This is a genomic window from Telluria sp. AZSoR62 (genome assembly GCF_058111565.1).
The window spans coordinates 26,346-39,170 of the sequence record NZ_JBYTST010000015.1 but is presented as its reverse complement, the minus strand read 5'-3'; the positions used below and the strand labels follow the sequence as shown (position 1 = coordinate 39,170).

Genomic DNA, 12,825 nt, shown 5'->3' with positions numbered 1-12,825 from the left:
CAGGCGTCAGCGTCGCCGGCGCTGCCCCGGGCTGGCGCGACCAGCCCCTTACCCTGCATCTTCACGATCGCCGACGGCCGATCGTCTCAGGCTGCCTCGCGTTCCTTGCGCTGGAAGGTCACCGGGATGGCGCCGTCGCGCGGCGCCGGTTCCGGCAGCAGCATCGCCAGCGTATGGCGGTCGAGCTCGGCGAGATAGGCGGCGGTGGCATTGGTCAGCACGCCCTTGAGGGCGCAGGCCTTGACCAGGCCGCAGGGATTGCCGTCCGGGTCGAAGCACTCGGCCATGTAGAAATCGCTCTCGCTCTGGCGCACCACGGCGCCGATATTGATGTCTGCGGGACGGTGGGCCAGGCGGAAGCCGCCGTTGCGGCCGCGGATGGTCTCGATGACGCCGTTGCGGCCCAGCTCATGCACCACCTTCATCAGATGGTTCTTCGAGATGTTGTGCAGGTCCGCGATTTCCTGGATCGTCACGAGCCGGCCCGGATTGCTGCCAAGGTGGAGCAGGGTCCGCAGGGTGTAATCGGTGAAGGAAGTCAGGCGCATGGTCAGGCAAGTATATCGCAACCGCCCTGATACGGCGGGGCCTGACATCGGCGAGACACTTTAACCGGTTTTTACATATCATTACTTGCCTTGCCGGCGTTGTCGTTTCAATATGGGAGCTGGCAGCGCCATTGCCGCTGCCCCCCGTCTGGAGCATGCCCATGCAACCGATACCATCTGCCGTCCATATCATGCACGCCGACCCCCTCCTGACCGTCGGCATGCAGTACGTCCTTGCCGGGCATCCCGGCCTGCGCGTGACCACCCACCTCGGCCAGCCGGAAGCCCAGCGGGTCGCGCGGGTGCTGGTCACCGACTACGACGCCGGCATCGCCCTGGCGCGCCAGCCGGCCAGCCAGTTCGCGGCAAGCGGCCCGCCGCCCGGCGTGCTGGTAGTGACGCAGTTCGACAAGGAATGGGAAGTGCGCCTGGCCATGGATGCCGGGGTGTCGGGCTACCTGCTGCAGTCCTGCGCGCCGGACGAGCTGTCGCACGCGGTCAGCATGCTCGCGCGCGGCCAGCGCTACCTGAGCGAATCCATGACGCGCAGCGTCGCCGACAGCCTCACGCGCGAGGCGCTCACCGGGCGCGAGACCGACGTGCTCGAGCTGCTGGCCCAGGGCTGCTGCAACAAGTCGATCGCCCGCAAGCTCGGCATCGGGGTCGGCACCGTGAAAACCCATGTCAAGGGCGTGATGAGCAAGCTCGATGCGACCGCGCGCACCCATGCGGTGGTGGTGGCGACCCAGCGAGGGCTGATCCGGCCCGGTGGCGGGGTGTCGGCTGGGTGCTAGCAGGGCGGCTGGGCCGGCGCCTGGCTGCGCTACGTAGCATACGAACAGCCGCATCAGGGATCGTTACCGGCGCACGCAACAAAGCCCTGTGAACCTCAGGCGATGTCGATGGCGTCGACCCGGTCGGGATAGAAGGCCAGGTGGGACGCTATTGATGCGACTGCAGGAAACGGATGTTCATACGTCCATACCGCGTTCACGCTACGTTCGCCACCGGCTGGAATGCTGTAGTAAGCGCAGTCGCCCTTGTAGGGACAATGCGTCGTATGCTCGGTGCGCTTGAGCAGGTCCATGCGAACGTCGTCGCGCGGGATGTACAGCACTGCCGGATAGCTCGCCTCCTTCAGGGATAGCGCTCGCGTGCTGTCCGCAATGACAATTCCGCCCAGGCTGACTGTCACGCGGCGAGATGCGGGTGTGATCGCGATTGGATGGTCCGGCCCGGGCAGCTTCATGGTCTTGTCCATACGGTACACCTCTGAAAAGTTGATGGAAAAGGCGTGGCGGGGAATCCCCCTGCCGCGTCGACGTCGATGTTCGCCGGCCGGCTGTTCTCGGCCAAAACCAGACTACCACGGTCGCCTGCCTGCGATCCAGGAGAGCGCTGTCAATGGCTGTTCACCGATGAACAAGGCGCCTCGGCCGGGAAACCGGTCACGAGCCGAAGGCGTGTAGCGAACGATGCCTTGGCGCCGGGCGGCCAACGCCGCTACACTGGTCATGTCCATCCACGGCTAGCCTGCCGGCGTCGTTGCAGGCGGCGACTTCTTACGGAAACCCATCATGCACCTCACCCGCTTGAATTGCCGCACCTCATACACTCGCCGTACGCAACCTATCCTGCTGGCCTGCCTGTCGGCGCTGATGCTGCTGTCATCCGCGCGTATCGACGCAGCGCCTCAGGCAGCCGCCGCCGATACGCGCTATGAACGCGTCGTACCCAGCCGGGATGGCATCGGCAAGCGCTACATGGGCCGCGAGATCGCCGGCGTGATGGGATGGGAGGGCGCGCAATGGCTCGAACGCGAAAGCCGGGCACGCGAGGAGCGGCCGGAATTGCTTCTGCGGGAACTGGCGCTGGCGCCCGGCATGACGGTGGCCGACATCGGCGCCGGCACCGGCTACTACACCTGGCAGCTGGCGAAACAGGTCGGGCCCGGCGGACGTGTCTATGCGGTCGACGTCCAGCCGGAAATGATCAAGATGCTCGACAGCCAGATGGCCAAGCGCGGCGTGCGCAATGTGGTCTCGGTGCTGGGCAGCGACACCACCGTCAAGCTGCCCCCGGCCAGCGTCGACCTGGCGATCATGGTCGATGTCTATCACGAGCTGGCCTATCCCGCGGAGGTCCTGGACAGCATCGTCGGCGCCCTGAAGCCGGGCGGGCGCGTCGTCTTTGTCGAATACCGCGCCGAGGATCCCGCAGTCGCGATCAAGCCGCTGCACAAGATGAGCGAGCGGCAGGTACGGCGTGAAGCCGCGGCGCATGGCCTGACGTGGGAACGCAGCATCACGTCGCTGCCGATCCAGCATGCGATCGTGTTTCGCAAGCCCTGAGCGAAGATTTTCCAGCCCTTGCTATCGATGGTAGCGGCCCGAGGGCTGAATTGCATGGCGCCGTCCTTCGCTGGACGGACGCAACAATGCCTCCCATGCCTGGACTGGCGGACGCGTCAATGGCTGACGACCCAGGCCCCATCGCGCAGGAACGCCACCCGGTTCTTCCCCGCATTCTTGGCGACATACATGGACGCATCGGCGCGCGACAGCAGGCTGTCGGGCGTATCGCCCTGCTGGTAGTGCGCCACCCCGATGCTCGCGCCGAGTTCGACGCGGCCGGCCGTGTGCGCGTAGGGCTGGCTTGCCGCTTCCAGCACCTTGCGGCTCACATCCAGCGCGTCGTGCGCCGGCTCGGCGAAATGGTCGAACAGCACCATGAACTCGTCGCCCGCCAGCCGCGCCACCAGGTCGGTGCGCCGTACCGCATGCTCCAGGCGGCGCGAGAACTCGGTCAGGACGGCGTCGCCTGCTTCGTGCCCGCACAGGTCGTTGACGGCCTTGAAGCCGTCCAGGTCGATGAACAGCAGCACCAGCGGACGCGGGGCACGGGCGGCGTCGTCGATGGCGTGCTGCAGCCGGCTCATGAATTCGTAGCGGTTGGGCAGGCCGGTAAGAAAGTCGTGGGTGGCGCGGTAGTGCAGCTGCTCGCTGACGCGGCGCTGCTCGGAGATGTCGCGCAGGAAGGCGTGGAAATACTGCTCGCCGGCGACCGGCACCACCCCGACCGTGATTTCCACCATGATTTCCGAGCCGTCCTTGCGCAGGGCGGGCACTTCGACGCGTTTCCTGCGGACCTGGTCGCGTCCGTGCAGCAGGAAGCTGCTCACGCCGTCGTGGTGGCGCTGGCGCAGCCGCTGCGGCGTGAGCAGTGCGCTCATCGGCTGGCCGATGGCTTCCTCGGCGCTCCAGCCGAAGGTGGTCTCGGCCTTCTTGTTCCACTCGGTGATGATGCCTTGCTCGTTCATGCCCAGGAAGGCGTCGTTGGCGTTGTCGATCAGGAGGCGGATCTTGCGCTCCTGGCTGCGCAGGCGCTCCTCGCTCTCGATCTGTGCGGTGATGTCGCGTACCGTGCAGTAGAGCAGGCCCTTGCTCGACGCGCGGGTGTTCCATTCGAGCCAGCGGTAGCCGCCCCGGCTGTCGCGGTAGCGGTTGCGGAAACCCTTGACCAGGCCGCCCTGCCTGACGGACTCGGCTTCAACCAGGGTGCGGGCGACATCGTCGGGATGCACGAATTCGATGAAGGGGCGGGTGGTCAGTTCCTGTGCGCTCCAGCCCAGGGTTTCGGTCCACGAGGGATTGACCTGGACCAGGAAACCGCGCGGGTCGGCAATGGCCAGCAGATCCGGGGACAGCGCAAAGAAGGCCTCGCGTTCGGCCATGGCCTGTTTCTCGGGGGTGATGTCGATCATCTGCGCCAGCAGGCATTCCGGGCGGCCGGCGTCGTTGCGTGCCAGCGAGACGGTGAGCAGGCCCCACATGATGCCGCCGTCGGCCTGGCGATAGCGCTTTTCCAGGTGGTAGCAGTCGATTTCCTCGGCCAGCACCTGGTCCAGCAGTTCCAGGTCGCGCGGCAGGTCTTCGGGGTAGGTGACGTCCTTGAAGGTGCGGGCCATGAGCTGCTCGCGCGGGTAGCCCAGCATCCGGCACAAGGCCGGGTTGATGTCCAGCCAGCGGCCGTGCAGGCCGACCAGCGCCATGCCCACCGCGGAGTGGACGAAGGCGCTCGAAAAGAAGTCAGCCGTGGGAGCATGCATGGCAACGGGATCGGGATTTCGATCCCGACAGTGTAGCCGAATTAGCGACCGATAATCAGTTTTTCCCTATCAAAACAGCAAGTCCGGAAAGGCCGCGCCGCAATCAGGCGAGCCCGGCCAGGCGCGCATTGCGCTCGCGTTCGAGCTTGGTGATGTAGCGCTGCACGCCCGCCATGCCGCCGCGCGAGATGTCGATGAATTGCAGGCCCAGGCGCCGGTAGGGCTTGTTGTTCAGCAGGGTCATGTCGAGCGAATTGCGTACCTGCAGGGTCACCGTGACGGGACCGATCTCGGGCAGCTCGATGCGACAGTTGGGGAAGTTCTCGCCGATCGTGGTGCCGAGCTGGAGTTTGTTGTCGAGGATCGCGATGCCGCCGCAGCTGATGTCGTGCAGCGGGAAGACGCCGGTGCCGGCGCCCAGCTCCAGCGGCAGCGGGATGATCGCGCGCACCGGGTTCGAGACCGGAGTCTCCATCCGGTAGTATTCGCGGCGCTGCAGGCGGATCAGGGTCGGCGGGATGTCGGCGCGCAGCGCCGCATTGCCCTCGAACTCGATCGGGCGCAGCTCGCCGGCGGAAAACAGAATGCGGATCTTGTCGAGCGAGGTCTCGCAGCGCACCTCGCCGGCGGCGACGATGCGCTCGTTCTGGCCGCGGTCGATCGAGCGGTCCAGCACCATGGTGTTGGTGTCGGGATCGATGTCGAGGATGGAGGTGACGCAGACATCGGCCTCGCCCTTGACCAGCATGCGGATCAGCTGGTGCTTCTCGCCGATCTGGCGCAGCAGCGCCACGATCTCACGGCGCGACTCCACCTCGTAGTCGTGCCAGTTATCCAGTTCCTGATTATTCATTGCTTATACCAGCGTTCGCCGCGTCGTCCAGGTTGAGGTGGGGCGTCGGATCCGGCGGGGGTGGTTTGACTGTCCCATGCTTTTGCGCCGACTCAATATGATATAGCCATGCCAACAGTTCCGCAATTGCCCGATACAGGGCAGGGGGGATCTCACGGTCGAGGTCCACGCCCATCAGCAGCTGGACCAGTTCTTTCGACTCGTGCACGAAGACGCCGGCCTCGTTGGCGCGGCGCATGATCTGCTCGGCGACCAGTCCCTGGCCCTTGGCCACGACCTTCGGGGCGGCGTCGCCGCTGCCATAGGCGATCGCGACGGCGTTCTGCCGCCGCTTTTTAACCGGGCCGCTCATCCGGCCTGCCGGTCGGGCGCAGGACCAGGCTCCGCCTCGGCGCCGGCTGCGCGCACCTCGAAGCCGGCCAGCTCGGTGCCGGCCGCATCGAGCGCGCCGGCCAGGCTGCCCATGTGCTGGCGCAGCAGCAGGGCGGTGGCTTCGCTGCCGGCCGCGAACTGCACCTGCAGGCGAGCGCCGCTGAAACTCAGGCGCGCATCGAGCTCGCCCAGTTCCGGGAAGCTCAAGCGCAGGCGGCTGTGCCAGGCCTGTTCGGCCTCGCCGGCTTCGTCGTGGCCTTCGCGGGTGTCGCGCGCGACGTCGAGCTGCATCGGCTGGCCCGGCCACAGGTTGCCCTGCCAGGCCAGGTGGGCCTGTTCCTGGGTGGCCAGCTGCAGGTTGATGAACTGGGCGGTGGCCGGATCCAGCGGCGACTGGCGCACGCCCTCGCGCGCCAGCTGCTGCTGCGGTTCGGCGTTCAGTTCGGCCAGGCCGCGCGCGCCCTGCGCCCATTCGGCCACGTGCGATTCGTAGAACAGGCCGCTTTTCCCCACCGCCTGCTCCAGCCCCTTGGCGATGCTGGCGGCATCGGCGCCGCTGCTTGCCACCAGCGGCGCGCGGCCCACCAGCGCCGTCATGGGCGTCTCGGCCTTCTGGGCGGCCGCGAGCACGCCGCCGATGGTCTTGCCGGCCTGGCTCAGGGTAGTGTTGTTGGCTTCTGCGCCGCCCAGCAGCGCGCCGGCGCCGGGAGCAAGGGCTTGCAGCAGGGCCGCGGCGCGGTTGACCGCGGCGCCGGCCGCCGGCGCGGCGCCTTCGCGCATGGCCAGCGGGGCCTTGGCTGGATCGGCGCCTTGCGGCAGCGGCGGGCCGGCTTCGGAAAACACCGGGTTGCCGCCGCTGCCGACCTGGAAAGTGGGACGCGGGGATACCGACAGCAAGGTCAAGGGCACGTCGGCGCCGACCTGGGCGCCTGCCGGCAGCTGCATGCGGGCGGCGATGTTGGCGACCTTGACGACGAAACTGCCGTCGGCCAGCTTGGCCAGGACTTCACCGTGCAACGCCTTGCCCAGCTGGGGGGCGAGGGCGCGTGCGAAGGCTTGCTGTTCGCGCGGGTTGGCTACCGGCTCGGCCGGAAGGACCGGACCGGTGCGCACGACGCTGGAGACGAGGTCGCGCGGGAGCATGCGTTACGAACGGCCTGGCGGCTTCACACGCCGTAGGCGCGGGCGACGCGGCGTTCGGTCGAGGTGTTGCTGATCAGGGCCGACAGGCGCGCCATCCACGGGGTGGTGAGGTCGCGGATCTGGCGGTCGGCGTCGAGCATGCGGCGGATCGCATCGACCTTCTTGACGCGCGCCGGGCCGGCCAGCGCCGCCTGCTCGTGTTCCTTCAGCTGGCGCACGTGCAGGGCGCACTGCTGCTCGAGCAGGGCCAGGCGGTCCCAGTCGTTGTCGTTGGCAGCGCGCAGCATCTGGTCGGTGATCACCGCCATGGTCTCGTACACGTCGACGATATCTTCGCTGGTCATCGATGGCATGGTCAGGCACTCATCAGGGTCGGTGCGCGCAGCGCGGGAGCGGAAGCGGCCGGCGCGGCGGCGGTTGCCGGCGCGGCCTGCGGGTCGATCGCATTCCAGGCGTCGCGCAGGTCGGTCAGCAGCGCATGGACTTCTTCCAGCATGGCCGGGTCGTTGGCCAGGTTGGCCTTGAGCAGGCGCGCGCTGATGTATTCGTACAGGGCGTCCAGGTTCTGGGCGATCTCGCCGCCGACTTTCTTGTCCAGCGCCGCGCGCAGGCCGTTGTCGACGATGTTGATGGCCTTCGAGATGGCGGCGCCCTTGGCGGCGACATTCCCGGCCTTCATGTTGCTGATGCCGCCGAGGATGGACACCAGGGCGCCGTCGTACAGCATCACGATCAGCTTGTGCGGCGACGCGGCGCCGACGCCGGTCTCGAGACCGACCTTGGCGTAAGCGTTCACGCCGCGTTGCATGGATCCAAACATCATCTTCTCCGGTTGTGCAGGTTACGAGTTGGCGGCGAGGCTGGCCAACTGTTGTGTCAGGTAGTTCGAGGTCGACTGCATCGATGCGAGCATCGTGTCGAGCGCGGTGAACTGTGCGCGGTAGCGCTTCTCGATGCCGTCCAGGCGGGCGCCGAAGCGCTCCCGTTCGGACGCCACCGACTTGATGCTGGTGTTCAGGCCATCGGCCTTGCCGCTGATCAGGCCATCCTTGCCGGTCAGCGAGGTCGCCAGGTTGTTGAGCTGGTAGGCATAGCCCTGCGAGAAGGTCAGGGTGCCGCGTTCGCCGATGGCGCCGCCGGTCACTTCGAGCTTCAGGCCTTCCACCCGCGAACCGGCAGCAGCCGTCAGGGTCTGGCCATTGCCGGTGGCCGGGTAGCCGCCGATGGTGCCGGCCACGTCGGTGCCCTTGGCCGGCTGCGCGCCGCCGAACACGGTGCCGATGCTGGTGCCGGTCAGGCTGGAAATCGCGATGTTCGAGCCGGCGCCCCAGCGCGTGGAGGACAGCGCCAGCTTGCCGCTGCCGTCCACCGCCGCCTCGACCGTGTCGCCGTTCTCGGCGAAGCCGGCATTGCCGTTGATCGCCGCGCGCAGCAGGGCCGACAGTTCGGCCGGGGTGTAGCTGCCGGCGCTGAGCGAGATATTCGCGGTCTTGCTGGCCGTGACCGGGTCGGTCTGGTTCAGGGTGACGGTCCAGGTCGTGTTGGGGGCGATCGTGGTGGTCGGCGGCAGCGCCGCGGCACTGGTCAGGCTGCCCTTGCTGGCGACCTGGGTCAGGTTGATCGCATAGGTGCCCGGCTCGGTCTTGGCGGTCGAGGTGGTAAATTTCACCAGGTTGTCGCTGGCGGTACCGATGGCGGCGAACATGCCGGCGATTTCCGAGAAGTTGTCGGTCATCGCCTTGTTCAACTTGGTCGAGTCGATGGCCAGGCTGCCGTCCTTCTGGAACGAGATGCCGATCTGGCTCAGGCTGTTGAGCTTGCCGCCGCCGACGGCGGCGCCGAGCATCGAGCGCAGCTGGCCCTGGACCGAGCGCACGGTCGAATCGCCCACCAGCACGCCGCCCTTCTTGGTCTCTGGATCGTAGCTGGTCAGGCTCTTCATCGTCGAGTTCAGCTGGTTGTAGGCCTTGACGAAGCCTTCCACGCTGACCTTGACCGAGGCGGTGTCCTTGGCGATCGTGACGTTGCTGTTGCCGGTCTGGGCCAGGTTCAGGGACACGCCCTGGATCGCCTCGGTGACGGTGTTGCTGTCGCTGGTGACGGCCACGCCGTTCACGTCCAGCAGGGCGCTCTGGGCGGCGCTGGTCTGCTTCAGGGCCTGGGCGCCGGCCGGGTCGTAGCCGAGCAGGCCGTTCAGGGCGGCGTCGGGCGCCGCGCCGCCGTCGCCGCTCAGGCTGATCTTCATCGACGAGCTGGCGCCGGTCTTGGTCGAGGTGAGCACCAGGCGGTAGGGCGAGGCGCTGCCGTCCGAGACGATACTGGCCTGCACGCCGATATTGGCCTTGTTGATCGCGTCGCGGATGCCTTGCAGCGACTGGTCGCCCGCTTCCAGCACCACGGTGCCGCTGGCCTTGGCGCCATCCTGGGTGAAGCCCGCGCCCAGGTAGCTGCCGCCGCTGCCGGCGGCCAGGCCGGCCAGGGCCGGGTTGCTGCCGCCGACCGTGATCGGGCTGGCGGTGCTCGAGGTCAAGCTGATGGTGCTGCTGGCGGTAACGGTGCTGCCGCTGTTGGCGCTGCCGGCCGCATGGGCGATGCCGCCTTCGACCACGCCGGCCACGGATTCGCTGACCGTGATGTTGGCGCCGTCGGCCGCGAAGAAGCGCAGGTCGCCGTTCGCGGCCGAGCCGGTGAAGGTGATGTTCGCCGCGGCCAGCGCGGTGGTGGTGGCGTTGGTGCCGGCCAGGGTGGCGTCGATGGTCCCGGCGGTGACGCCGCCCACGCCGCCGGCCGCGATGTTCGCGCCCTGGGTTGCCAGCTGCACGCCGCCGACCGACAGCGTGTAGCTGCCGGCGGCGTCGGTCGAGACGTTGCCGAAGTTCGGTGCGCCGGCTCCGCCGAACAGGGCGGCGCCGGTTTCGGTGCGCGCCGCGGTGGCGGACACGCCGGTGGTGGCGCTCTGGGCGTTGACCGCCGCGGCCAGCTCGCGCGCGCTGCGGGTGGTGCCGCTGGTGGCGATCGCGGCGCCGTTGATGGTGAGCGAACCGCTGGCGATGCCGTTGCTCGCGACACTGGCCGGCAGGGCCGTGCCGGTGGTGCCGTACTGGCCGCCGCCCACGGTGCCGAACTGGAAGGTCAGGGTGGTGCGGGCGCCGCTGCCGATCATGGCCGTCATGCTGGCCTTGCCGGCGCTGTTGAGGGTCTGGGCCTGAGCCAGCTGGCTGACCTTGATCTTGTAGCTGCCGGCCGCCGCTTCGGCGGTGGCGCTGGCGCGCAGCACCTTGTCGTCCGACACGGTAGCGCTGACGGCGCGGAAGGTCAGCGGCGAGGTGAGGGCGCCGAGCGAGGTCTGGAAGGCGCCCATGCCCGCGCTGAGCTTGTTGAGTGCGTCGAGCTTGGCCTGGAAGAGGGCCGCTTTCTTGTCGTAGTTGGACAGTGGCGCAGCCTCGGCCGCCATGAGCTTCGCAACGAGGCCGTCGACGTCGAGTCCTGAACCAATTCCTGATGAAGTGAGCGCCACTTGTTTCTCCTACGAAAGACGTTAATGTAAGTCATTATCGGCAGGAGCAAAGGGAACTTGAAAGGAGGAATTACCCGCCTGTTTGGAGATTCGCAGGCGGGTTGCCACAAGCGCAAGGTAAACGCAGAAAGCGCAACGGCCCCTGCGCTTCTTGCGCAAAGTGGCGGTCACGTCCTGTTGCGTTCACCGGAACGCTACGCGGCCCAAGGCCGGTTTCAGACCTTGTCGCTGATCAGGCGGCCCATCATCTTGTCGAGCGACTTGGCGATTTCCAGCGCTTCGACGGTCGGGATCTGGCGCACCACTTCGCGGGTGGAGATATCGACGATCTTGACGATGGTCTGCTTGTTGTCGTCGTCGACCGAGAACTCCAGGCCCTGCGCCGAGGCGGGCAGCGACTGGTTGATCTTCTTGACGGCGTCGGCGACCTGCTCGCGCGAGGGCTGGGCTTCGCCCGGCGCGGCTGCGGTATCGAGGCGCTTGCCCGCTGCGGCCTGCGCCGGTGCGGCGCTGTCGACCGCGCTGCCGGCGCGATCCTCGAACTTCGGGGCGACTGGTGTACTGACAGTGTTGATGTTCATATCGGGGACCCTTAGTGAAAATTCCCCGGCTGATTTTCATCAGCCGGGGAACCGTATTACACCGTGTGGTGACTACTTTGCGATTAACCGCGCAGCAGGGACAGCACGCCGTTCGGCAGCGAGTTGGCCTGGGCCAGCATCGCGGTACCGGCCTGCTGCAGGATCTGGCCGCGGGTCATGCTTGCGGTTTCTGCGGCGAAGTCGGTGTCGACGATGCGGCTGCGCGATGCCGACAGGTTCTCGGTGGTCGATTGCAGGTTCGAGATCGCCGACGAGAAGCGCGATTGCAGTGCACCGTATTCGGCGCGCTTGGTGTTGACCGATGCCAGGGCAGCGTCGGCAATCTTGATTGCCAGCTGGGCGCCGTCGAAGCTGGTGATGTCCAGCGAAGCGACCGACTTCAGCGTCGAAGCCTTGGTCAGGCCCAGGCCCGAACCGGCGTCGGTCACCGAGAAGCTCTTCTCCGAGTCCATCGTCACGCGGCCGTTGGCGATACCGGTCGCGCCGGTTGCCACTGGCAGGGCGGCGGTCAGGTCGCCGTCTGCTTCGTAGGTCTGCATGTTGACGTCGCCGGTCGAACCAGCACCGCTGGTGAGCTTGATGTCGTTGCCGCTCGAGTGGGTCAGCTTGATGCCCTTGTTCTTCGAGTCGTATTCAGCGGTCACGCCGGTCTTGGCCGACTGGGCGTTGATGGCGCTGACGCCGGAGGCGAAGTCGTCGGCGCTGGTGCCGGCGCCGGTCGAGAACGAGATCGTGACGGCGGTGCTGTTGTCCGAGGTCAGGTCGATCGCGAAGTCCTTGCTGGCGGTCGGCTTGATCAGCACTTCGGTCTTGGCCGTTGCGGTCACGCCGGTCTTCGAGGTTTCACCGTTGATGCCGGCAGCGATGGTCTTTGCAGTATCGGTTGCCTTGGTGGTGTAGGTCGACTTGCCCAGGTGGCCGGCGACGTCGACAGCTTTCGAGGCGACGACGTTGGTGGTGGCCGCGGCTGCCTTGGCGTCCACTTCGGTACGGTTGTTGCCGTAGGTCGAGGTGGTGAAGTTGGCGCCGTTGGTCGAGATCAGTTCGTTGGCGTTCGCGCCGACCTGGAAGGTGGCGGTGCCCATCGTGCCGTCCAGCAGCTGCTGGCCGTTGAACGAAGTGGTCTGGGCGATACGGTTCAGTTCCGAGCCGAGTTGGGTAACTTCGGTCTGCAGTGCCTGGCGGTCGCTCGACGAGTTCGATGCGTTCGACGACTGGACTGCCAGTTCGCGGATACGCTGCAGGATGTCGCCCGAGCTGGACAGTGCGCCTTCGGCGGTCTGCGCCATCGACACGCCATCGTTCGCGTTACGGGTCGCCTGATTCATGCCGCGGATCTGCGACGACATACGGTCCGAGATCGCCAGGCCAGCTGCGTCGTCCTTGGCGCTGTTGATGCGCAGGCCCGAAGACAGGCGCTGCAGCGAGGTCGTCAGCGACGACTGCGATGCGCTCAGGTTACGTTGCGAGTTGAGGGAAGCGATGTTGGTGTTGATTACGGATGCCATGGTGATTCTCCAAGCTGTATTTCGGGGCGGGCGACTTTACCCTGTTCACTTTGGTCCGCCACGCTGTTCCGTGACGATCAAACCGCTGTTGATGCTGGTAACGTGTTCCTGTGGGAAAACTTTAGGGCCGTTTTTGCGAAAAAATGGCCCTGTTCGTTACTCGGCCCCGAAGGC

Annotated in this window: 13 protein-coding genes; 2 read left to right on the top strand and 11 right to left on the bottom strand. The window is 66.8% G+C overall.

Annotated features, from left to right (window positions below):
• Nucleotides 1-86 precede the first annotated feature (86 nt).
• Nucleotides 87-548: an RrF2 family transcriptional regulator gene (locus AC3XQU_RS20045; protein WP_489875923.1), complete on the bottom strand. Its 462-nt coding sequence runs from the start codon at nucleotides 546-548 to the stop codon at nucleotides 87-89.
• Between the two features lie 161 nt (nucleotides 549-709).
• Between AC3XQU_RS20045 and AC3XQU_RS20040 the strand changes: the two genes are divergently transcribed.
• A complete protein-coding gene (locus AC3XQU_RS20040; RefSeq protein WP_489875922.1) occupies nucleotides 710-1,342 on the top strand; it encodes a LuxR C-terminal-related transcriptional regulator in 633 nt (210 codons plus the stop codon).
• A 95-nt stretch (nucleotides 1,343-1,437) separates the two neighbouring features.
• Here the strand turns inward: AC3XQU_RS20040 and AC3XQU_RS20035 are convergent, their stop codons facing one another.
• Nucleotides 1,438-1,809, bottom strand: a complete 372-nt coding sequence (locus AC3XQU_RS20035) for a DUF427 domain-containing protein (RefSeq protein WP_489875921.1) — start codon at nucleotides 1,807-1,809, stop codon at nucleotides 1,438-1,440.
• A gap of 316 nt (nucleotides 1,810-2,125) precedes the next feature.
• On the opposite strand from AC3XQU_RS20035, the gene AC3XQU_RS20030 reads away from it, so the two are divergent.
• The gene (locus AC3XQU_RS20030) at nucleotides 2,126-2,899 is read left to right on the top strand and encodes a class I SAM-dependent methyltransferase (RefSeq protein ID WP_489875920.1); all 774 of its coding nucleotides are present in this window, start codon (nucleotides 2,126-2,128) and stop codon (nucleotides 2,897-2,899) included.
• 116 nt (nucleotides 2,900-3,015) lie between these two features.
• Here the strand turns inward: AC3XQU_RS20030 and AC3XQU_RS20025 are convergent, their stop codons facing one another.
• The 9 genes from AC3XQU_RS20025 to AC3XQU_RS19985 form a co-directional block, all read right to left on the bottom strand.
• A complete protein-coding gene (locus AC3XQU_RS20025; protein ID WP_489875919.1) occupies nucleotides 3,016-4,656 on the bottom strand; it encodes a PAS domain S-box protein in 1,641 nt (546 codons plus the stop codon).
• Between the two features lie 103 nt (nucleotides 4,657-4,759).
• Complete coding sequence (locus AC3XQU_RS20020) at nucleotides 4,760-5,509, bottom strand: flagellar brake protein (protein ID WP_489875918.1); 750 nt, start codon at nucleotides 5,507-5,509, stop codon at nucleotides 4,760-4,762.
• Nucleotides 5,502-5,861: an EscU/YscU/HrcU family type III secretion system export apparatus switch protein gene (locus AC3XQU_RS20015; RefSeq protein ID WP_489875917.1), complete on the bottom strand. Its 360-nt coding sequence runs from the start codon at nucleotides 5,859-5,861 to the stop codon at nucleotides 5,502-5,504. The genes AC3XQU_RS20020 and AC3XQU_RS20015 overlap by 8 nt, the downstream gene beginning before the upstream one ends.
• Nucleotides 5,858-7,024 carry a flagellar hook-length control protein FliK gene (gene fliK / locus AC3XQU_RS20010; RefSeq protein ID WP_489875916.1) on the bottom strand — a complete coding sequence of 389 codons (1,167 nt, stop codon included), beginning with the start codon at nucleotides 7,022-7,024 and terminating at the stop codon, nucleotides 5,858-5,860. The genes AC3XQU_RS20015 and fliK overlap by 4 nt, the downstream gene beginning before the upstream one ends.
• A gap of 23 nt (nucleotides 7,025-7,047) precedes the next feature.
• On the bottom strand, nucleotides 7,048-7,377 hold the full coding sequence (locus tag AC3XQU_RS20005) for a flagellar protein FliT (protein ID WP_489875915.1): 330 nt from the start codon (nucleotides 7,375-7,377) through the stop codon (nucleotides 7,048-7,050).
• A gap of 2 nt (nucleotides 7,378-7,379) precedes the next feature.
• Complete coding sequence (fliS, locus tag AC3XQU_RS20000) at nucleotides 7,380-7,844, bottom strand: flagellar export chaperone FliS (protein ID WP_489875987.1); 465 nt, start codon at nucleotides 7,842-7,844, stop codon at nucleotides 7,380-7,382.
• A gap of 21 nt (nucleotides 7,845-7,865) precedes the next feature.
• A complete protein-coding gene (gene fliD / locus AC3XQU_RS19995; RefSeq protein WP_489875914.1) occupies nucleotides 7,866-10,541 on the bottom strand; it encodes a flagellar filament capping protein FliD in 2,676 nt (891 codons plus the stop codon).
• Between the two features lie 215 nt (nucleotides 10,542-10,756).
• Nucleotides 10,757-11,122: a flagellar protein FlaG gene (locus AC3XQU_RS19990; RefSeq protein ID WP_489875913.1), complete on the bottom strand. Its 366-nt coding sequence runs from the start codon at nucleotides 11,120-11,122 to the stop codon at nucleotides 10,757-10,759.
• Between the two features lie 83 nt (nucleotides 11,123-11,205).
• Nucleotides 11,206-12,651 (bottom strand): flagellin N-terminal helical domain-containing protein, encoded by a 1,446-nt coding sequence (locus tag AC3XQU_RS19985; RefSeq protein WP_489875912.1) that lies wholly within the window; start codon nucleotides 12,649-12,651, stop codon nucleotides 11,206-11,208.
• Nucleotides 12,652-12,825 lie beyond the last annotated feature (174 nt).